General features: G+C 72.6%; 19 protein-coding genes. 11 read left to right on the plus strand and 8 right to left on the minus strand.

Annotated features, from left to right (window positions below):
• The first annotated feature begins 69 nt into the window (after window positions 1-69).
• Both trpD and O7601_RS27755 read left to right on the plus strand, forming a co-directional pair.
• Complete coding sequence (trpD, locus tag O7601_RS27750; RefSeq protein WP_281563996.1) at window positions 70-1,116, plus strand: anthranilate phosphoribosyltransferase; 1,047 nt, start codon at window positions 70-72, stop codon at window positions 1,114-1,116.
• A 105-nt stretch (window positions 1,117-1,221) separates the two neighbouring features.
• The gene (locus tag O7601_RS27755) at window positions 1,222-1,419 is read left to right on the plus strand and encodes a hypothetical protein (protein ID WP_281563997.1); all 198 of its coding nucleotides are present in this window, start codon (window positions 1,222-1,224) and stop codon (window positions 1,417-1,419) included.
• A gap of 77 nt (window positions 1,420-1,496) precedes the next feature.
• Here O7601_RS27755 and O7601_RS27760 read toward each other — a convergent pair whose 3' ends face one another.
• Together O7601_RS27760 and coxB are read right to left on the minus strand one after the other, a co-directional pair.
• Window positions 1,497-1,925, minus strand: a complete 429-nt coding sequence (locus O7601_RS27760) for a cytochrome c oxidase subunit 4 (protein ID WP_281563998.1) — start codon at window positions 1,923-1,925, stop codon at window positions 1,497-1,499.
• A 10-nt stretch (window positions 1,926-1,935) separates the two neighbouring features.
• Window positions 1,936-2,907, minus strand: coding sequence for a cytochrome c oxidase subunit II (gene coxB, locus O7601_RS27765; RefSeq protein ID WP_281563999.1), 972 nt, complete (start codon window positions 2,905-2,907; stop codon window positions 1,936-1,938).
• Between the two features lie 193 nt (window positions 2,908-3,100).
• Between coxB and O7601_RS27770 the strand changes: the two genes are divergently transcribed.
• Window positions 3,101-4,252 (plus strand): aminotransferase class V-fold PLP-dependent enzyme, encoded by a 1,152-nt coding sequence (locus O7601_RS27770; RefSeq protein ID WP_281564000.1) that lies wholly within the window; start codon window positions 3,101-3,103, stop codon window positions 4,250-4,252.
• On the plus strand, window positions 4,249-4,473 hold the full coding sequence (locus O7601_RS27775) for a sulfurtransferase TusA family protein (RefSeq protein WP_281564001.1): 225 nt from the start codon (window positions 4,249-4,251) through the stop codon (window positions 4,471-4,473). The genes O7601_RS27770 and O7601_RS27775 overlap by 4 nt, the downstream gene beginning before the upstream one ends.
• Before the next feature lie 124 nt (window positions 4,474-4,597).
• Here the strand turns inward: O7601_RS27775 and O7601_RS27780 are convergent, their stop codons facing one another.
• The 3 genes from O7601_RS27780 to O7601_RS27790 form a co-directional block, all read right to left on the minus strand.
• Window positions 4,598-5,575, minus strand: a complete 978-nt coding sequence (locus tag O7601_RS27780; RefSeq protein ID WP_281564002.1) for a carbohydrate kinase family protein — start codon at window positions 5,573-5,575, stop codon at window positions 4,598-4,600.
• A 267-nt stretch (window positions 5,576-5,842) separates the two neighbouring features.
• Window positions 5,843-6,211 (minus strand): iron-sulfur cluster insertion protein ErpA, encoded by a 369-nt coding sequence (gene erpA, locus O7601_RS27785; RefSeq protein ID WP_093401225.1) that lies wholly within the window; start codon window positions 6,209-6,211, stop codon window positions 5,843-5,845.
• A gap of 152 nt (window positions 6,212-6,363) precedes the next feature.
• Window positions 6,364-7,527: a glycerate kinase gene (locus O7601_RS27790; protein ID WP_281567068.1), complete on the minus strand. Its 1,164-nt coding sequence runs from the start codon at window positions 7,525-7,527 to the stop codon at window positions 6,364-6,366.
• 43 nt (window positions 7,528-7,570) lie between these two features.
• Between O7601_RS27790 and nadA the strand changes: the two genes are divergently transcribed.
• The 4 genes from nadA to O7601_RS27810 all read left to right on the plus strand — a co-directional run bounded on the left by nadA (window position 7,571) and on the right by O7601_RS27810 (window position 15,815).
• Window positions 7,571-8,746 carry a quinolinate synthase NadA gene (gene nadA / locus O7601_RS27795; RefSeq protein WP_281564003.1) on the plus strand — a complete coding sequence of 392 codons (1,176 nt, stop codon included), beginning with the start codon at window positions 7,571-7,573 and terminating at the stop codon, window positions 8,744-8,746.
• Window positions 8,747-8,928: 182 nt separating this feature from the next.
• Window positions 8,929-10,329, plus strand: a complete 1,401-nt coding sequence (murA, locus tag O7601_RS27800; protein WP_232510992.1) for a UDP-N-acetylglucosamine 1-carboxyvinyltransferase — start codon at window positions 8,929-8,931, stop codon at window positions 10,327-10,329.
• A 77-nt stretch (window positions 10,330-10,406) separates the two neighbouring features.
• Window positions 10,407-11,012 carry a DUF3043 domain-containing protein gene (locus O7601_RS27805; protein ID WP_281564004.1) on the plus strand — a complete coding sequence of 202 codons (606 nt, stop codon included), beginning with the start codon at window positions 10,407-10,409 and terminating at the stop codon, window positions 11,010-11,012.
• Between the two features lie 507 nt (window positions 11,013-11,519).
• On the plus strand, window positions 11,520-15,815 hold the full coding sequence (locus tag O7601_RS27810) for a WG repeat-containing protein (protein ID WP_281564005.1): 4,296 nt from the start codon (window positions 11,520-11,522) through the stop codon (window positions 15,813-15,815).
• A 183-nt stretch (window positions 15,816-15,998) separates the two neighbouring features.
• Here the strand turns inward: O7601_RS27810 and O7601_RS27815 are convergent, their stop codons facing one another.
• The gene (locus O7601_RS27815) at window positions 15,999-16,523 is read right to left on the minus strand and encodes a quercetin 2,3-dioxygenase (RefSeq protein ID WP_281564006.1); all 525 of its coding nucleotides are present in this window, start codon (window positions 16,521-16,523) and stop codon (window positions 15,999-16,001) included.
• 107 nt (window positions 16,524-16,630) lie between these two features.
• Between O7601_RS27815 and O7601_RS27820 the strand changes: the two genes are divergently transcribed.
• Both O7601_RS27820 and O7601_RS27825 read left to right on the plus strand, forming a co-directional pair.
• Complete coding sequence (locus O7601_RS27820; RefSeq protein WP_281564007.1) at window positions 16,631-17,296, plus strand: TetR/AcrR family transcriptional regulator; 666 nt, start codon at window positions 16,631-16,633, stop codon at window positions 17,294-17,296.
• A 45-nt stretch (window positions 17,297-17,341) separates the two neighbouring features.
• Window positions 17,342-18,340 carry an aldo/keto reductase family protein gene (locus O7601_RS27825; protein WP_281564008.1) on the plus strand — a complete coding sequence of 333 codons (999 nt, stop codon included), beginning with the start codon at window positions 17,342-17,344 and terminating at the stop codon, window positions 18,338-18,340.
• Window positions 18,341-18,401: 61 nt separating this feature from the next.
• Here the strand turns inward: O7601_RS27825 and O7601_RS27830 are convergent, their stop codons facing one another.
• Window positions 18,402-19,193, minus strand: coding sequence for a site-2 protease family protein (locus tag O7601_RS27830; RefSeq protein WP_281564009.1), 792 nt, complete (start codon window positions 19,191-19,193; stop codon window positions 18,402-18,404).
• Window positions 19,193-19,393, minus strand: a complete 201-nt coding sequence (locus tag O7601_RS27835) for a hypothetical protein (RefSeq protein WP_093401231.1) — start codon at window positions 19,391-19,393, stop codon at window positions 19,193-19,195. The genes O7601_RS27830 and O7601_RS27835 overlap by 1 nt, the downstream gene beginning before the upstream one ends.
• A gap of 217 nt (window positions 19,394-19,610) precedes the next feature.
• Here O7601_RS27835 and O7601_RS27840 point away from each other — a divergent pair, with 217 nt between their 5' ends.
• The gene (locus O7601_RS27840) at window positions 19,611-19,817 is read left to right on the plus strand and encodes a hypothetical protein (RefSeq protein ID WP_281564010.1); all 207 of its coding nucleotides are present in this window, start codon (window positions 19,611-19,613) and stop codon (window positions 19,815-19,817) included.
• The last annotated feature ends 16 nt before the right edge of the window (window positions 19,818-19,833 follow it).

The following is a 19,833-nucleotide window of genomic DNA, read 5'->3' on the forward strand; positions in this document are numbered from 1 at the left end:
CCGCCGCGGCGCCGGGCGAGCCGGCGCCGGTCCCGTCCCACCCGTAACCGTCTGCTCGGGAGGCCCACCATGGGCGATCGGACCTGGCCGCACCTGCTCACCGCGCTGCTGCGCGGCGAGGAACTATCCGCCGCCGACACCGCGTGGGCGATGGGCGAGATCATGTCGGGGTCGGCCGGACCGGCCCAGATCGCCGGCTTCGCCGTCGCGCTGCGGGCCAAGGGCGAGACCCCGGCCGAGGTGACCGGGCTGGTCGAGGCGATGCTCAGCCGGGCCGTCCCGGTCGAGCTGCCCGAGGAGGTACGCGCCGAGGCGCTCGACGTGGTCGGCACCGGTGGCGACCTCGCGCACACGGTCAACATCTCCACGATGACGGCGCTGGTCGTGGCCGGGGCCGGCGTACGCGTGGTCAAGCACGGCAACCGGGCCGCCTCGTCCTCCTGCGGCACCGCCGACCTGCTGGAGTTCCTCGGCATTCCACTGGATCTCGGGCCCGATCAGGTGGCCCGCTGTGTCGCCGAGGCCGGGATCGGCTTCTGCTTCGCCGCCCGGTTCCACCCCGGCATGCGCCACGCCGGTCCGGTCCGCCGTGAGCTGGGGGTGCCGACCGCGTTCAACTTCCTCGGCCCGCTGACCAATCCGGGCCGTCCCCGCTCGGGCGCCGTCGGCTGCTTCGACGCCACGATGGCGCCGGTGATGGCGGCCGTCTTCGCGGCCCGGGGCGACTCGGTGCTGGTGATGCGCGGCGAGGATGGGCTGGACGAGTTCACCACCGCCGCCGCGACCCGGTTCTGGATCGCCCAGCACGGGGCCGTCAGGGAGACCGTGGTGGACGCGGTCGACCTTGGCGTACCCCGGGCCACCATCGCCGACCTGCGCGGCGGCGACGCGGCCCACAACGCCGACGTGGCCCGGCGTCTGCTCGCCGGCGAGCCGGGGCCGGTGCGCGACGCCGTCCTGGTCAACGCGGCGGCGGCCCTGGCCACCCAGGGGCCCCTGGACGGCGACCTGACCGACGCGCTCCGCGCCGGCCTGGGCCGCGCCGCCGAGTCGATCGACTCCGGCGCGGCCGCCCGCACCCTGGACCGCTGGATCGAGGTCGCCCGCACCGTCTGATCCCGTCCGATGCTCGACGCGGGTATGTCGGAGTGCCGTGGGAAACTACAAACGAGTAGTTCCGGCGATGCCCAGCGACCGGCCGCCGAGCGGGAGGAGAGGTCCGTGACGGAGCGCGAGCTGCACTGCGACACCTGCGGCAGCAATCAGCCGTTCGAGACGCCGCCCTGCGTCGACGGCCACGGCGCCGACTGCCCCGAGCGGGCCTGCACCGGCTGCGGGGCGGCGATCATCACCTTCGTCCTCAGCCCACCACGCCGGTCCACCCGTCGCCGCGCGGCGGTCCGACATCGCGCCGCCTGAACCGGCCCACCCACTCGACACCGACGACGAAAGCGAGGGCCCGCCCCGGTGGGGCGGGCCCTCGCACGTTCCGAGGCTCAGTGCTCGGCGGTGCGCCGAGTGCCGCTGTAGTACTCGAACAGCAGGCCGCAGGCGGCCAGGATCACGGCCACCGCACCGAGGCCGAGCAGCCAGAACTGCCAGAACACCAGGCCGAGGCCGGCGATCGCGGCGGCCAGGGCCAGCCCGAACGGCCAGTAGCTGCCCGGGCTGAAGAAGCCGATCTCGCCCGCGCCGTCGGCGATCTCGGCGTCCGGCCGATCCTCCGGGCGTAGGTCGATGCGGCGGGAGACGAACCAGAAGAAGCCGCCGCACATCGTGCAGAGCAGGAACGACAGCAGTAGGGCCACGGTGCCGATCCACTCGACCCGGCCGTCCGAGTCGGCCCACGTCCAGCCGCCGTACAGGAAGGTCGCGAAGAGCAGGAACCCGGCGATGATCAGGAAGATACGCCACTCGGTCTTCATGCCGGTTGCCTCAGCTTCCCGTGCCGGCCGGAGCGGTGTCCGGGTTGAAGTTGCTCTCGGTCCGCCGCGTCTCGAACGGCCTCGTGGTGGTCGCGTACGGCTCCTCACCGATCGACGTCAACGCTTCCTGCGTCGAGGCGCCACCCTGCTTGGCGGCGAGGAAGCGGTCGAAGTTCTCCGGTGAGACGACCCGCAGCTCGAAGTTCATGAAGGCGTGGTAGCTGCCGCACAGCTCGGCGCAGCGGCCCACGTAGGCGCCTTCGCTCTCCAGCGAGGAGACCTCGAAGACGTTACGGATGCTGCCGGGCATTACGTCCCGCTTGAACAGCATCTCCGGCACCCAGAACGAGTGGATGACGTCGCGGCTGGTCTCCTCGAACCGGATGGACCGGTCGGTCGGCAGCACCAGGATCGGGATGACCTCGCTGGTGCCGAGCACCGACGCGGTGGTCTCGGCGTCGACGCCCTGGCCGTCGCGATAGTTGAACTGCCAGTTCCACTTGAAGGCCACGACCTCGACGGTGACGTCGGGGTTGTTGGTGGTCTTCACCACGTCGGTCTGCACCACCGCGGTGTAGTAGAAGAGCACGGAGACGATAAGCACCGGCGCGATGGTGTAGAGGAACTCCATCGGCAGGTTGTAGCGGGTCTGCACCGGCAGCTCGTTGCCGCGCTTGCGGTAGCGCACCACGCACCAGAAGATCAGGCCCCAGACGAAGAAGCCGACCGCGAGCGCCGCGACGCACGAGGCGATCCACAGGTCGTACATCCGCCGGGCCTCGGGAGTGATGCCGCCCTGCGGCCACCCGAAGCCCCCGAACGCCGCACCGACGTCACAGCCCGTGAGCAGGACCAGCAGCGCCGCCCCACTGAATCCGAGCCCGGCGAGACGCCCGGCACGACGCCCCCGCCGCCCACCGGCTCGCGGGGATGCGCTGCGCCGTACGGCCGTCGGCCGTACCTCCGAACTCCTTGCGACCACCTGGTCCTGCCTCCCTAGCGCGCCGCGGTGTCCTCGTTTCGGCCGGCTCCGCCGAGCGGAGCCGCCGCACCGGCGGCAAAGGCGTCACCGACGGTCGCAGATTACTCGACCATGACGGGCTGGACCCGGTTGGGGTCGTTGTCCGCACCCGACGGGGGATCTTGTGCCGACCGAGGCGATAGCGTGGGCAGACGTGACTTCCTCCCCCGTCTACCTGGACGCGGCCACCGCCGCGCCGCTGCACCCGGTCGCCCGGCAGGCGCTGCTGGCCGCGCTCGACGACGGCTGGGCCGACCCCGACCGGCTCTACTCGCCGGCCCGGCGCGCCCGCCAGTTACTCGACGCCGCCCGCGAGGCCACGGCCGAGACCCTCGGTGTACGCCCCGACGAGCTGTCCTTCACCGCCAGTGGCACCACCGCCGCGCACACCGCGGTGCTCGGTGGGCTGCGTGGACGCCGACGGGCCGGCCAGGTCCTGGTGCACTCGGCGATCGAACACTCGGCCGTGCTGTACGCCGCCGAACAGCACGTGGCCGGCGGTGGCACGGCCGTCGAGGTGCCGGTCGACCGCCTCGGCCGGCTGGACCTGGACGCCTGGTCGGCGGCGGTCACCGGGGCCCGGGTGGCGTCGGCCGCGCTGATCGCGGCCAGTCACGAGGTGGGCACCGTCCAGCCGGTCGAGGCCGCCGCCGCGGCCTGCGCCCGGGTCGGCGTGCCGCTCTACGTCGACGCCGCGCAGCTGGTGGGCCGGGTACCGGTGCCGCCCGGCTGGTCGGTGCTGACCGCGAGTGCCCGCAAGTGGGGTGGCCCGCCCGGCGTCGGACTACTCGTGGTCCGTAAGGGCACCCGCTGGGAGTCACCCTGGCCGACCGACGAGCGTGAGTCGGGGCGTACCCCCGGCACGTTGAACCTGCCGGCGGTGGTGGCGGCGGCGGCGAGCCTGCGCGCCGCGGCGGCCGACGCGACGGCCCAGGCGGCACGGCTGTCCGCGCTGGTGGACCGGATCCGGGCCCGGGTGGCGGCCGAGGTGCCGGACGTGGAGGTGGTCGGCGATCCGGAGCGCCGGCTACCACATCTGGTCACCTTCTCCTGCCTGTACGTCGACGGCGAGGCGCTGCTGCACGCGCTGGACCGACGGGGCTTCGCCGTCTCGTCGGGCTCGTCCTGCACCTCGTCCACCCTGCGCCCGTCGCACGTGTTGGAGGCGATGGGGGTGCTCTCGCACGGCAATGTCCGGGTCTCGCTGCACACCGGCAGCACCGAGGCCGAGGTGGAGCGCTTCCTCACCGAACTGCCCGGCATCGTCGCCGACCTGCGGGAACAGGCGGGAGTGACGGGACTGTGACGACTCCCGACGAGGTGCTCGACTGCCTCGGTCAGCGGTGCCCGCTACCGGTGATCGCGCTGGCCCGGCGGCTGCCCGAACTCCCGGTCGGCGCGGTGCTGCGGGTACTGGCCGACGACCCGGCGGCGGCCGTCGACATCCCCGCCTGGTGCCGCATGCGCCAGCAGGACTACCTGGGCACCACCCCCGGCCCCGCCTACAACATCCGCCGCACCCACTAACGGAAGGGCCTCTTACCGACACCCGTTCCGAGATCCGCGCAACTTCAGGGATCCTGCTGCCTCAACCCCAAACGAGGCAGCAGGATCAGGGAAGTTGCGCGGATCTCGGAACGGGTAGGGGCGGTCAGGGGAGCAGGTGCGGGCGGATCTCGTCGGCGCTGTGGTCGCCGTAGGACTCCGCGAGACGCTTGACGAACACGTCGCGGCGCACCTGGTACTCCTGGGTGCCGACGGTCTCGAGCACCAGCGTGGCGAGCAGGGAACCGACCTGGGCGGCCCGCTCCAGCCCGACCCCCCAGGACAGCGCGGTGAAGAAGCCGGCGCGGAAGCCGTCGCCGACGCCGGTGGGGTCGACCGCCTGGGCCTCCCGGGCGATCGGCACGTGGATCGTCTCGATCTCCCGCCCGGCGATTTCCACCCCGTGCTTGCCCAGCGTGGTGACCCGGATCTTCACCCGGTCCAACAGTTGGTCGTCGGAGAGGCCGGCCTTGCTCTGCAGCAGCGACTTCTCGTAGTCGTTGGTCATCAGGTAGTCGGCGCCGTCGATCAGCGCGACCACGTCCTCGCCGGGCATTCGGGCAAGCTGCTGAGACGGGTCGGCGACGAACGGGTAGCCACGCTCGCGACACTCGGCGGAGTGCCGCAGCATCGCCTCCGGGTCGTTGGCGCCGACCAGCACCAGGTCCAGCCCACCGAGACGCTGGGCGACCGGGTGCAGCTCGATGTTGCGGGCCTCGCTCATCGCGCCCGCGTAGAACGAGGCGATCTGACACATGTCGGTGTCCGTGGTGCAGACGAAGCGGGCGGTGTGGGCGATCTCGCTGACGTGCACCGAGTCGCAGTCCACCCCGTGCCGCTCCAGCCAGGAGCGGTAGTCGGCGAAGTCGGCGCCGACGGCGCCGAGCAGCACCGGCTGGAGGCCGAGTTGCCCCATGCCGAACGCGATGTTGGCCGCGACCCCGCCCCGGCGCAGCACCAGGTCGTCCACCAGGAAGGAGAGCGAGACCTTGTGCAGCTGATCGGCGATGAGCTGGTCGGCGAACCGCCCCGGGAAGCTCATCAGGTGGTCGGTGGCGATCGAGCCGGTCACGGCGATCTTCATGGCAACCCTCGGGATCGGCAGCAGAGCCCGGTCAGCCTACCGGCCCCGCCACCCCCGAGCGACCACCCCGCCACCCCCACCCCCACCCCACCCCGCCACCCACCCCCACCCCGAAACCAACCCGTTGATCATGAGGTTGTTGTCAGCCGCACCGGCCTGGCACGACAACAACTTCATGATCGACCGTGGGGCGCCCGGGCCGGGATGCAGAGACGCGGACGGCGGTACGGCTCATGGGCCGTACCGCCGTCCGCGTGAAGTCCGGACTCAGCTGAAGGAGTCTCCGCAGGCGCAGGAGTTGCCCGCGTTGGGGTTGTCGATCGTGAAGCCCTGGGCGTCGATCCGGTCGGCGAAGTCGATGGTGGCGCCGGCCAGGTAGGGGGCGCTCATCCGGTCGACGACGACCTCGACACCGTCATAGTCGGTGACGATGTCACCGTCGAGCGAACGCTCGTCGAAGAAGAGCTGGTACCGCAGGCCGGAGCAGCCGCCCGGCTGCACGGCGACCCGGAGCCGCAGGTCGTCGCGGCCCTCCTGCTCGATCAGGGCCTTGACCTTCTGCGCCGCGACGTCGGTGAGGACGACGGACGTGGGGGCCTTGGCCTCGGTCGACTCGGTCTGCGCTGGCGTGGTCACGTGGAATTCTCCCTGCGGCGCGTCGGTGTGGTCCTCCCCTGGCCAACGTCAGCCGCCGGTCAGCGATTCCCACAGTGGTCCAGTTCTTGATTGTAGGCCGCCGCCGGCCGCCTGACCCGGCGGCGTGACCAGGCACTCGGTGCAGACCCGGATCAGCGGCTCCACTGCCGGGCCAGCCGGGCACCGAGCGCCCGCAGTCCCTCCGCCGGGCGCTCCAGCGCGGCGGCCAGCCCGCCGTGCTCCTCGCCGCCGAAGTGCTCCACCAGACTGTACGTGTCGGTCACCCCGACCGACGCCGCCTCCCGCCGCCCGGCGCTGACCTGGCCGGCGAGCACGACGCAGGGTACGCCCCGGTCCCGGGCGGCACCGGCCACGCCGGCCACCACCTTGCCGCGCAGCGACTGGTGGTCGAACCGGCCCTCCCCGGTGACCACCAGATCGACCTCGTCGAGCACGGTCTCCAGCCCGACGGCCCGGCTGACCAGGCCGATGCCGGACTCGCACCGCCCGCCCAGGGCGAGCAGCGCGGCGCCGATGCCGCCGGCAGCACCGCCGCCGGGCAGCGCGCCCAGCCCGCTGGGGCAGCCGGCCAGGTCCCGCTCCAGCACCTCGGCCCACCGGGCGAGCGCGGCGTCCAGCAGCAGCACATCGGCCCGGTCGGCGCCCTTCTGCGGGCCGAAGACGTTGCTCGCGCCGTGCAGCCCGAGCAACGGGTTGTCGACGTCGGTGGCCGCGATCAGCCGGGCCTCACGCAACCGGGGCAGCCCGTCGAGCTTCGCCGCCGCGGCCAACGCCGCACCGCCGTACGGCAGGGCCGCGCCGGTGCCGTCGAGACCCACCGCACCCAGGGCGGCGAGCATCCCCGCGCCACCGTCGTTGGTCGCCGAGCCACCGAGCCCGACCACCACCGTGCGTGCGCCGGCCTCCACCGCGGCGGCGATCAGCAGACCCAGGCCGTACGACGTGGTGGCCAACGGATCACGCTCGGCGGCATCGAGCAGGTGCAGCCCGCAGGCCTGCGCGCTCTCCAGCCACGCGACCGCGCCGCCTTCGGTGAGCAGCATCTCACCGGTGGCCGGGCGGCCCAGCGGATCGGTCGTCGGCACCGGCACGCGCCGGCCGGGCAGCGCCTCCGCGAGCACGTCGAGGAAGCCCGGTCCCCCGTCGGCCAACGGTCTGACCAGCAGGTCGTCGCCGGGTGCCACCTCCCGCCAACCGTCGGCCACGGCAGCGGCGACCTGCGGGGCCGGCAGCGTACCGGCGAACTTGTCCGGGCAGAGCAGTACGCGCATGCCTGGCAGTGTGGCAGCCCACATCGGCACGGCCGGCACGACGGTCACGCTGTGGGACCATGGAGGCGTGACGTCGACCTGGGTAGAGCCCTCCAACACCGCCACTGCGCTGCTGCTCCTCGGCCGCGGCAGCGACCCCGCCACGGAACGTGGCGTGGAGTGTCCGGGTGACCTGCCGGCACCGAGCGACCCCGACCTGGTGGCCCGCGCGACGGCGGCCAAGGCCGCTCTCGGCGACCGGGTCTTCGTGCTGGGTCACCACTACCAGCGCGACGAGGTGATCCAGTTCGCCGACGTGACCGGCGACTCGTTCAAGCTGGCCCGCGAGGCCGCCGCCCGGCCGCAGGCCGAGTACATCGTCTTCTGCGGTGTGCACTTCATGGCCGAGAGCGCGGACATCCTCACCGCCGACACCCAGCAGGTCGTGCTGCCCGACCTGGCCGCCGGCTGCTCGATGGCGGACATGGCGGCGCTGCCGCAGGTCGAGAGCGCCTGGGACGTGCTCACCGAGCTGGGGCTGGCGGAGCACACCGTCCCGGTCACCTACATGAACTCCTCGGCGGACATCAAGGGCTTCGTCGGGCGCAACGGCGGCGTGGTCTGCACCTCGTCGAACGCGAGGCGGGCCCTGGACTGGGCGTACGAGCAGGGTGAGAAGGTGCTCTTCCTGCCCGATCAGCACCTGGGCCGCAACACCGCCGTGCTGGAGATGGGCTTCTCCCTGGACGACTGCGTCCTCTACGACCCGCACAAGCCCAACGGCGGGCTCACCGCGGAGCAGCTGCGCGGGGCGAAGATGATCCTCTGGCGCGGCCACTGCTCGGTGCACGGCCGGTTCACCCTGGACAGCGTCAACGACGTCCGGCAGCGGGTGCCGGGGGTGAACGTGCTGGTGCACCCGGAGTGCCGGCACGAGGTGGTGCAGGCCGCCGACCTGGTCGGCTCGACGGAGTACATCATCAGGACCATCGAGGCCGCTCCGGCCGGCTCCGCGTGGGCCGTCGGCACCGAGCTGAACCTGGTCCGCCGGCTGGCGCTGGCCCACCCGGACAAGCAGATCATGTTCCTGGATCGGGCGGTCTGCTACTGCTCGACGATGAACCGGATCGATCTGCCGCACCTGGTCTGGGCACTGGAGGAGCTGGTCGCCGGTCGCGTGGTCAACCGGATCACGGTTGACGCCGACACCGCGCACCACGCTCGGGTGGCGCTGGACCAGATGCTCGCGCTGCCCGGGGCCTGACCTCGACCGTCCCTCACGCTCAGTGAGGGACGGTATACGCGAAAGTGCCGGATCACCGATAAATGCCCTCCGAGGCGGTGTGACCGGATCCATTCTCATCACGGAGGGCTATGCTGCCGGGCGACGGCACACGCGGGCACGGGCGTTTGGGCGCGACCGCGTCCCGGGTAGCGGACCGGGTGGTGTCCATCCATCGAAACGGCAGCACGCACGCGCTGGAGGTTGCGTTGACCGACGACGTCCTGGTCGTACACGGAGGCACGCCGCTGCAAGGGCGGATCCGCGTGCGCGGCGCGAAGAATCTGGTTTCCAAGGCGATGGTCGCCGCGCTGCTCGGCGACAGCCCGAGCCGGCTGTTCGACGTACCGAAGATCCGCGACGTCGAGGTCGTCCGGGGTCTGCTCGGGCTGCACGGCGTCAAGGTCACCGACGGCGTCGAGGACGGTGAGCTGGTCTTCGACCCGGCCAACGTGGAAAGCGCCAGCACCGACCAGATCAACGTGCACGCCGGCTCCAGCCGGATCCCGATCCTGTTCTGCGGGCCGCTGCTGCACCGCCTCGGGCACGCCTTCATTCCGGACCTCGGCGGCTGCCACATCGGGCCCCGGCCGATCGACTTCCACCTGCAGGCGCTGCGCGAGTTCGGTGCGACTGTCGACAAGACCCCCGAAGGGCTGCACCTGTCCGCCCCGAACGGGCTGCACGGCACCAAGTTCGCGCTGCCCTACCCGAGTGTGGGCGCGACCGAGCAGGTGCTGCTGACCGCGGTGATGGCCGAGGGCGTCACCGAGCTGCGCAACGCGGCGGTGGAGCCGGAGATCGTCGACCTGATCTGTGTCCTGCAGAAGATGGGCGCGATCATCAAGGTGCACACCGACCGGGTGATCGAGATCCAGGGCGTACCGAAGCTGCACGGTTACACCCACCGGCCCATCCCGGACCGGATCGAGGCGGCGAGTTGGGCGGCGGCGGCACTGGCCACCCGTGGCCACGTCGAGGTGCTCGGTGCGGAGCAGGCCGACATGATGACCTTCCTGAACGTCTTCCGCTCGGTCGGCGGCGAGTACGAGGTGACCGACACCCGTCCGCCCCGGCCCGGACAGCCGGGTCAGGAGGGCGGCATCCGCTTCTGGCACCCGGGCGGCGAACTCCAAGCCACCGCGCTGGAGACCGACGTGCACCCGGGCTTCATGACCGACTGGCAGCAACCGCTGGTGGTGGCCCTGACCCAGGCTCGCGGGCTGTCCATCGTCCACGAGACGGTCTACGAGCAGCGGCTCGGCTACACCGAGGCGCTGAACTCGATGGGTGCGAACATCCAGGTCTACCGGGACTGCCTGGGCGGCACCCCGTGCCGCTTCGGCCGGCGTAACTTCAAGCACTCCGCCGTGATCGCCGGTCCGAGCAAGCTGCACGCCGCCGACCTGGTCATTCCCGACCTGCGGGCGGGCTTCAGCCACCTGATCGCCGCGCTGGCCGCCGAGGGCACCTCCCGGGTCTACGGCGTCGACCTGATCAACCGGGGGTACGAGGACTTCGAGGCCAAGCTCGCCGATCTGGGCGCGCAGGTGGAACGGCCGTAGTCGGCTCGACGCCGCCGCCGCGCGTTCGCCTGCACCGCGATGTGCACCGGCCGCGCGGCGTTGGCTACCCTTGCCGCGTGCCGTCGCTGTTTCGTCGCAAGTCCGCCGACCTCGCCGATCCCGCCACCGAGCCGCTGACCCCGGCGCAGGAGGAGGCGGCCGAGGCGGCACGGTCCCGTGCCTACACCCCGGCCAAGGGACGGGAGACGCCGAAACGACCCGTCACCGGCCGTCGGCCCGCCGGGGCGACGAAGCCGCTGAGCAAGGACGAGGCGAAAGCGCAGCGCCGGCAACGACGCGCCGAGGCGGCTGCGGAGTTCCGGCGGGAGGGCGGTCCCCGTGACCGGGGTCCGGAGCGGTTGCTGGCCCGCAACGTCGTCGACTCCCGGCGTACCGTCGGCACCTGGTTCTTTGGTGGCGCCCTGGTGGTGCTGATCGGCTCCAACCAGGCGATGCCGCCGGTGATCCGGCTGGCCTCGAACCTGCTCTGGGGCGCGCTGGCGCTGGGGGTGGTGGTCGACTCGGTGCTCATCTCGCGCAGGATCTCCAAGCTGGTCCGCGAGCGCTTCCCGAACTCCACCCAGCGGATGGGGTCGCTCTACCTCTACGCGATCATGCGGTCGATCACCTTCCGCAAGCTGCGTACGCCGGAGCCGCGGGTCGCCATCGGCGACCAGGTCTGACCGCGACCCCAGACGCGACCGAGCAAGGTGCCAGGTCCGCGAACCGGGCACCTCCGCCACGCTGGCGCTGTCCCGCCCCTCGGCGCGGCGGCCGCGACGGGCGGCTGACGGTGGGTGCAGCATCGTCGGAAGTCCGATACCGGCATAGGGATAAATGTCCGGATCAATAGGATAACGTTTGGGTTGATGAGGGTGCCGCAGTGGCGGTGACCGAGCCCGCGCCGCTACCCTCCTTGCGCAGCCATTCGGTGCCCGGACGAGCGATTTTGCCGGCCTCCGGGGTGCCCAGCGCGACCATTTCCGACGAGGTGACATCGCCGTGAGCGAGCGGACGCGAGCCGACCACCGGGGCGCGACCGTGAGCGAGCGGGCGCCGGCCCTGGGTTCTGGCACGTGCCGGAGCGGCGGGCTCGATCATTGCGGTTCCGCCGGGCGGGCTCGGCAGGTTCCTGTCGTGACTGGCGCCGCCGCCCGGCGGCGTCCCGGCCGCAGCGACAGGTCCGGCGGATGAGTCGCGGCTACGCCGACCGGTGGCACGATCCCGCGGAGCCATCCTGGGTCGTCGAGCCGACGAGCGAGTGGCATCCGCAGTTCCCTGGCCAGCGTTATCCGGGTGACATCGGCGCCGAGCACCAGCCACCTTCCGTCAGAGGTCGAGCGAGCGCCGTCGGACGCGCCGAGGTGCCGCCGCTCGCGCCGACCCGACCCGACGGCACGTACGTCGGCCGGTCCTGGGACGACGAGCCGGATGGCTGGCCGGGCCGGCACGAGGTACCCGGCCGGCGGGCCACCGACGGCCACGACGGTTCGCCACCGTACGACCGGTCGTTGCCGCCCGACTCCCGGTCCGAACGGAGCCGGCCCGACAGACGACGCTCGCCGTACGGTGAGCCCGCCCGGGGTCGCGACGGGATCGTCTGGTCGGACGTCGGTCCGCAGGGTGCCGGCGCACCGCCGCGCCGCGACCAGCGCGAACCGGATCGGTACGTCGACCGACGCGACCAGCACGAACCCGACCGCTTTCCCGACCGACGCGACCCGGACCGCCGCCGTGACCAGCGTGACCCGGACCGGTACGCGCGACGCGCCCCCGAACGGCACGCCCGGCAGGAGCCCGAACGGCGTGACCCGGACCGCCACGACAACCGATACCCGCGCCCCGAGCCAGAGCGACGGGGCCAGCGCGAACCCGCGCCGTACCCGGACCGGCAGCGCCGTCGCGCCGAGCCGGCTGGCCGCGACGACTACCGACGCGGGGCACCGGTGTCCCCGGCTCCCCGTCCAGAACCCGGCTGGGCTGCCGAGGTGGACGAGGAGACGCGGCGGCCCGCCGCCGCAGACCGCCCGGTGGAGGGTGCCGACCGTCGGGCACCCGAGGACGCCCCGCGCCCTCGCTACCAGTGGAGCCACCACCCGGGGCAACCGAACCGCACCGACGGCCCGCTGGTGGACGGCTACCGCACCGACTTTGTCGGTGGCGACGATCCGGACGCCGCGCCGTACCCGGACGGCTTTGTCGACCATGAGCCGATTCCGGCCGCGTCCGACGAATGGGTCCGCCCGGATCGGGCGCCCCGTCGGAGACGCCCCGAGCAGCCGACACCGGATCAGCAGGCGTATGGTGCCGCGCCGCGTGGCGACCTGCCGTGGCCCGCGCCCGGACCGCTGCGTCCGAGCAGCGGGCGGGACCACCGCGAGTACCAGCGGCCTGCACCGCAGGAGCAGGACGCCGACCGGCGACCGAGCGGCGCACCGGACGGTCCCGGCCCGGAACGGTTCGTCGAACGGCCCGCCGCCACGCTGCCCGACCCCGAGCGGCCGGTCTCCGCGGCACCCGACCAGGATCCACGCCGCCGTCACCTGTCGGTGGTGTCGGACCACCCCGTCTCCCCTGCTCCGGAACGGGATCGTCCGGTGTCTCCGGCAGCCGGCCGTGCCCGGCCCGTCTCCCCGGCTCCGCACCACCCCCAGCCGGAGATCGACCGCCCGCAACGGAGCCGCCCCGCCGCTGCCGGGGACCGGAGCGACAGCTACCTGCCGGGCCAGGACCGTGGCCCCACCGGGCGTCCCGAGCGGAGCCGGTCCGACCTTCCCGGCCAGAACCGGGACCGGCCCGCCGTCGCCTCCGGTGCCGACCGGGCCCCGGTAGGGGACGCGGTCCGGCCGGCACCCCTGCACCAGCACGAGGTGCGTCCCGCGCCGTTGCACGAGCACCAGGTCCGGCCGGCACCCCTGCACGACCAGCCGGTCGTCGCCTCGCCACCACCGGCCCCGGCACCCTCGGTGGCCGCCACACCATCCGCCACCCCACCGCCGGCCCGCCCCGTCTCCGCCCCACCGACCCCCGCACCACTACCCCACCGGCCGGTCTCCGCACCGCCCACCCACCGGCCGGTCTCCGCACCGCCCACCCACCGGCCGGTCTCCGCACCGCCCACCCACCGGCCGGTCTCCGCGCCGCCAGCTCCACCGCCGGTCTCCGCACCGCCGATCCACCATTCGCCCGTTGACCCGGATCCGACGTCTGCCGCCGTCTCCGCACCACCCGAGTCGAACGTGCCTGCGCCCTCGGGGCGGAAGTCCTGGGGCGGCACCGGCCCGGTGCCGGTCGGACCAGCGCCGATGGGACACCCCGACCGAACCGGCCGCGATCCCGGGCTGCCGGACACACCGGCGGCCCGCCAGCCCAGCCGGTACGTTCCGCCAGCACCCGAGCCGCCCGCGCCCACCCGCCCCGCCGCTGAGGGACCGCAGAGCTGGTTCGGGCCCGCCGCCGAGCCGGCTGCTGCGACGCCCGCCGCCACACCGTCTGCGGCGCAGCCCGCAGCACCCGGCACCGCTCCGCTCGCCGATCCCGCGCCGGCATCGTCCACCCTCCCCGCGCCGAACCGCCCCGCCGCACCGAATCTCGCGCCGCTCGACGTCGACGCCCCCGAGCGGCCGATCTCGGCATCACCCGTCTCCGCACCGCCGCCAGCCGATCGGCCAGCCGTCACTCCACCGGCATCGGCGTCGCCGATTCCGTCGCCTCCCGTCCCGACATCTCCCGTCTCCGCACCACCCGGTCACGCACCGTCCGGTCAAGCGGCACCCACCTCCGCACCCCCCGGCCACACACCCCCCGGCCACACACCGGCCGGTCACGCGGCACCCGTCGCCGCGCCGCCCGCCGAGCCCGGCCCCGGCGTGCCGGTCTCGGCCGCGCCGGTGTCGGCACCGCCGGTCTCCCGGCCACCAGGCGACCCCGGCCCGTCGGATGACCAGGCTCAGGTCGGGCAGCGCATGGAGCCCGGCACCGGCGAAGGGATTGGCACCGAGGAATCCGGTGACGCCGCCGAGCCTCCGGCCGACACCTCGCCCGGTGACATCGGTGGCGGGACACCACCGGGTGATGACCCTGGCCCGCTCGACGCGACGCTCGCCACCCCCGCGGAATCCGGCCCACCCGCCGACGGCGAGCGGGGCACCGAGGACGCGGCGGACAGCGAGCCCGTACCCGAGCCGCCGACCGATCCCGAACAGGTGTTGGCGAACTTCCGCTGGCGCCTCGACCCGGTGACCCTGCGTGAGATCGTGGACGACCCGGAGGAGCTGCGGGAGGTACGGGAGCGGCTCACCGAGAAGCTCGCCTCGGCGCTGGACAACCGATCCCGGGCCCGGCTGCTGAGTCTGCGCGCGGTGGCCTCACGGGTCCTCGACCACCTGGACGACGCGCTGGACGACGGCCGGATGGCGCTCACCTACGCCGAGGCGACCGGGGAGTTGCGGCGGGCCGCGCTCGCCCAGGCCCGGTTGGCCCACGTGCTGCGCTGGCGGGGCGAGTTCGCCGAGGCCGATCGGCTGTTCGCGGAGGCCAACTCGGTCGAGCTACCCGACCGACTCCGCGCCGCGCTGCACGAGCACTCGGCCCGCTGCTGCTACGACCAGGGCCGGCTGATGGAGGCGTGCCATCACTTCGAGCGGGCTCTCGACCTGCGTGGCGAGCAGGATGCCGAGTTGCTGGCTCGGGTCCGTGCCGGCCTCGACGCGGTGGCCGCCCGCGCCGAGGAGCGCGGATTCGGGCCGTACCCGCGCAGTTGGGACGAGGTGTTGGAGCGTGACCGGGCGCCGGTGCCGGCACGCGACGGCGACCAGGGCCTGTGGGGCTACGCGGACGCCGACGGCGACATGGTGGTGCCCGCCCGGTACGCGGAGGCACAGCCGTTCCGGGATGGCCTGGCCTGGGTACGCGGTCCGCAGAGCGACCGATGGTCGTTGATCAACCTGGCCGGCGAGACGGTGCTCGGGCCGACCTACCTGGCGGCCCGGCCGTTCTCCGACGGCCTGGCGTGGGTGGTGCGGGACGAGAGCGGCTGGCACGCCGTCGACCCCACCGGTGCGGTGGCGGTACCGCCGGGTTTCGCCGACGTGCGGCCCTTCCACAAGGGCGTGGCCGTGGTACGCCGAGAGGGTTGGGGTGCCGTCGACCGCACCGGCCGGATCGTGGTCCCCACCCGCTACCACGGCTTCCACACCACGTTGGCCGACGGTCACTATGTCGACGGCTTCACCGAGGAGGGGCTGGCCGTGGTGGATCTGGCTGGCCGCAAGGGTGTGGTGGACCGTGGCGGGCAGGTGATCGTCGCACCGGCGCATCCGGCGTTGTTGATTCACCCGGTCGCCTTCCTCGCCACCAACAGCGCCGGGAACTGGGGTGCCTTGGACCGGCGAGGCGAGTCGTTGATCGACCCGATGTTCCAGCACCCGAGCGCGGTCGTGGCCGAGATCGACGGGTTGCTCGCCGACGCCAATCCGGTGCTCTGAGAGGGTCCTTCGCGGAGGCCAAGCCCTACTGCGCCGGCTCGGACGACGACCGGCCGGGCTGTCGCGACAGCACGGGCGTCGGCCAGGATCAGGCCGACGTCTTCGACCGCGTCCGGGCGTGGTGGGGCCGGGCCTGACCGGTCTTGGGTCCCCGCGACTCGTCCCAGCGGGTGCCGACGGCGCTCACGGCACTGGCCGGTGGGTCGGTTGGCCGGCGTGGCCGGTCGGCTGTTGACCGGGCGGCGGTCCCAGCAGCTCGATCCCGTGCCGCGCGGAGGCGTGTCCGAGCGCGGCCGGATCGATCGGCGCCGGGTCCGGCAGCCGGCGTTCGAGCGCCGGCACCCCGACGTCGGCGACGTACTCCTCGAAGCCGGCGGGGGTGGTCAGTTGCAGCACCCGCAGCGGTTCGTCGGGACCGACCACGAAGGTGTGCGGCAGACCCGCCGGCAGCAGCACGAAGTCACCAGGTACGGCGGTCAGCACCGCTTCGCCGCAGTGGAACGTGGCGGTGCCGGACAGCAGGTAGAACATCTCGTCCTCGACCTGGTGCCGGTGCAGTGGCGGAGCGAAGCCGGGCGGGTTGACGAACTCCACAGCGGTGAGCCGCCCACCGGTCTGCGCACCTGTCGCCTTGACGGTGACCAGATTGCCCAGGAACCAGTACGCCTCCCCCTCGTCGGACCGACGTACGAACGGATGGACGGACATGACGCCTCCCAGGGACGACAGACTCAAGCGGACCACCAGCTATTGGATAGTTGTCAGCTATTCGATAGCTGGGTGTCTAGTGAATACATTGCTAGTATGACGACGCCATGGATGAAGTCAAGGACGGAAAACCGACCCGGCCGTACCGGTCCCGGATCCGTGAGGAGAACGCCCGCCGCACCCGGCAGGCCGTGGTCGCGGCGGCGACCGACCTCTTCGTCGCGCGGGGTTACACGGCCACCTCGCTGGCCGACGTGGCCGCCGCAGCGGGAGTGGCCAGGCCCACCGTGTTCGCCGCGTTCGGCTCCAAGGCGGCGCTGCTGCGTCAGGTGCTCGACGAGGCGCTCGCCGGCGACGACGAGCCGGTGCCGGTGGCGCAACGCCCTTGGTACCGGCCGGTCTGGGAGGCGACCACCGGGGGCGAGGTACTCGACGCCTACGCCGGGGTGTGCACCATGATCGGCGGACGGACCGCCCGGGTGTTCGAGACCGTGCGACGCGCCGCCGACAGCGGCCCCGAGGTGGCCGAGGTCTGGCAGACGCTGCTCCGCAACCGTCGGCTCGGCGCCACGATGGTGGTCGAGCGGGTGTGCGCCCTGGGCGGGCCGCTGCGCCAGGGCGCCGACATCGAGGCCGCCATCGACGAGGTGTGGTTCTACAACGACCCGGCGCACTACGGCGCGCTGGTGTTGGCGCGTGGCTGGCCCGAGGAGGTTTTCCGGCACTGGCTCGGCCGCAGCCTGCGCCACGCGCTGTTGTCGCACCCCGACTGATCACCGTCCCCTGCCGGGTGCACCCCGGCGGGCTAGGGTCAGAGCATGGAATTCCGACACCTGGGCCGCTCCGGCCTCATGGTCAGTGAGATCTCGTACGGCAACTGGATCACCCACGGTTCGCAGGTCGAGGAGGAAGCGGCGTTCGCCTGCGTGCGAGCCGCCCTCGACGCCGGCATCACCACCTTCGACACCGCCGACGTGTACGCCGGCACCCGCGCCGAGGATGTTCTCGGCCGGGCGCTTCAGCAGGAGCGACGCGAGGGTCTGGAGATCTTCACCAAGGTGTACTGGCCCACCGGGCCGGGTCGCAACGACCGGGGTCTGTCCCGGAAGCACATCATGGAGTCGATCAACGGATCGCTGCGCCGGCTGCGCACCGACTACGTGGACCTCTACCAGGCCCACCGGTACGACTACAGCACCCCGCTGGAAGAGACGATGGAGGCGTTCGCCGACGTCGTGCACTCCGGCAAGGCGCACTACATCGGCGTCTCCGAGTGGAAGGCATCGCAGATCCGCGAGGCGCACGGCCTCGCCCGGGAGCTGCGCATCCCGCTGGTCTCCAGCCAGCCGCAGTATTCGATGCTCTGGCGGGTCATCGAGAGCGAGGTCATCCCCACCAGCGAGGAGCTCGGCCTCGGGCAGATCGTCTGGTCGCCGATGGCCCAGGGCGTACTCTCCGGCAAGTACCTGCCCGGCCAGCCGCCACCGTCCGGTTCCCGGGCCACCGACGAGAAGTCCGGTGCGGGCTTCATCGCCAAGTGGCTGACCGACGACGTGCTGACCCGGGTGCAGCAGCTCAAGCCGCTGGCCGACCAGGCTGGGCTGACCATGGCCCAGTTGGCCATCGCCTGGGTGCTGCAGAACCCCAACGTGTCGTCGGCCATCATCGGGGCATCCCGCCCCGAGCAGGTGCACGACAACGTCAAGGCGGCCGGCGTGAAGCTCGACGCCGGTCTGCTCAAGGCGATCGACGAGATCGTCGACCCGGTCACCGAGCGGGATGCCGCCCGGACCGAGTCGCCGGCCGAACGGCCCTGACCCGACTCCGCCCGGTCGGCGTACCGCACGTCGGCCGGGCGGACGGGCGTCTCGACCGTGCTCAGCCCTGCCAGAAGCGGACGAGGTCCAGACCTGTCGCGTACAGCCACGGCGGCAGGCCGAGCGCATCGCCGACGGCGAAGACGGCGGTGAAGAACCAACCGCCGATCGTCGGGTTCCACAACAGGGCGAAGAGCAGGATGAACCCGTACGGCGCGAAGAGGTCGTACATCCGCCGGTACGGCGGGCTCAGCCACGGCTGGATCATGTTGCCGCCGTCCAACCCGGGCACCGGCAGCAGGTTGAGCAGGCTCGCGGTGATCTGGAGGAAGGCCAGCAGGGCCACCGCCGCCCAGAACTCCACCGGCCCACCGCCGCTCGCGCCGAGCCGCAGCACCACCACCAGCACGAGCGCGAACAGCACGTTGGTGGCGGGTCCGGCGAGGCTGACCAGGGTGTGCCGTAACCGCCCCGGGATGACGTGCCGGTCCACCCAGACCGCGCCACCGGGCAGGCCGATCCCGCCGAGCAGCACCACCACCACCGGCAGCGCGATGGACAGCAGCGGGTGGCTGTACTTCAACGGGTTCAGCGTCAGGTAACCGCGGTGGGCCACCCCCCGGTCGCCACTGCGGTACGCCACCACGGCGTGGGCGTACTCGTGCAGGCACAGCGAGACCAGCCAGCCGGAGACGACGAAGCCGAACACGGTGAGCCGGACGTTGCCGATTCCGTGCCAGGTCAACACGGCGCTGGTCGCCAGCAGGGCGACCAGCGCCAGGAAGACCGGGCTGGGCCGGAAGGCCGCCCGGGGCACCCCGAGCACCAGCGGCTCGGAGTCCCGGGGCGTCATCACTCGGCCACGGGCTGCAGGCTCATCCGGTACTCCACCCGATCGTCTTCCAGGAGCGCGACCGAGGTGACGCCGGACGCCGCGAGTTCCCGCCAGGTCTGACCGATCCAGGACTCGGCATCCGCCTGGCTGCCGAACGACTCGGCCGGCCCGTCGACCGACTCGCCGTTCGCGCCCTCGTACCGCCAGCTCCACGCCATGTGCGCGTCTCCCCTCGCCGCTGCTGCCCCCTTGGGACGGACCTCCGCCAGCGTAGTCGTACCGCAGGGCCGACGGCCGGGCCACGGGCGTCGATCGGCGGCCGGCACCGAGCCGGGCGGCGTGCTCTCCGGCCGGCACCGGCGGTGTCGCCCGGCCGCGACTGACCCCGCCGGGGCGGGGTATGTCCTTCAGCAACCCGACGCACAGGAGGCGACGATGACGACACCGATCCCACAGATGGACACGGCGGAGCTGCGCGACATCGCGGTACGCGGCGGAATCGAGGGGGCCCGGGACATGAACCGGGAGGACCTGATCGACGCCCTCCAGGCCCGACCCGGCGAGGGTGCCTGGCAGGAGGATCCGAAGCCGGCGAACGTCAACCCCAACGACTTCCGGTACCAGGCCCCCGAGCGGCACTGATCCCGACGCGGGGCAG

It is taken from the genome of Verrucosispora sp. WMMD573 (genome assembly GCF_027497175.1).
Taxonomy (GTDB): Bacteria; Actinomycetota; Actinomycetes; order Mycobacteriales; family Micromonosporaceae; genus Micromonospora.